General features: G+C 48.5%; 1 protein-coding gene. It reads left to right on the plus strand.

Annotated elements, in window-relative coordinates:
- Positions 1-473: START domain-containing protein (locus A3750_RS12400; RefSeq protein ID WP_068548319.1), on the plus strand; the 473-nt coding region annotated here is incomplete at its 5' end.
- Positions 474-678 lie beyond the last annotated feature (205 nt).

The raw sequence follows: 678 nt of genomic DNA on the forward strand, positions 1-678 counted from the left end.
AAATGAACGCCCAAGCGCAACTTGATGAGGTGCTAGATATCATCCGCGATGTAGAAAGTATGGATGAGTGGCTGCACGAGTGTGTAGCAAGCCAGATCATGGAAAAAACGTCAGACGAAGAGTTAATCGTGTATCAGGAAACAAGTGCCCCTTGGCCTGTCACAGATCGTAACTTTGTCCTAAAAATGAAGGTACATCGTGCAGAGGATGGCCTCAGCGCAAAAATAAACTTCAGTGCGCTGGTTGAGCCAGAAGTCGCCAATGACGACTGCGTTCGTGTAACAGAGCTCACCGGAAGTTGGACGCTTACACAAACCAGCGACAGCAATGTGCATGTTGTTTATCAAACCTCAGCAGATCCGGCCGGCGATGTTCCCTCATGGCTCGCAAACGCCTTCGTAGTCGATCAACCGTATAACACACTGCTTAATCTGCGTAATCGTGTCGAGACAAAACGCCACGAAGTAGAATAACCAAATCAATCAATGCTCGATCAAGCATAGTGAGCGCCACCTTCTAGCGCTCACTTTCATCTCCATGTTGAAATAAAAGCAACTACTCGATCACAGACCTCTCGCACGCTCTTGTTCATACTACGCAGCCGATGCCATGGTCGGCGTCGTTATACAGCCTCGACTCGATTGCAACTTTGGAGAGCACAATACGGATATGCGAACC

The sequence above is a fragment of the Oleiphilus sp. HI0079 genome (genome assembly GCF_001635105.1).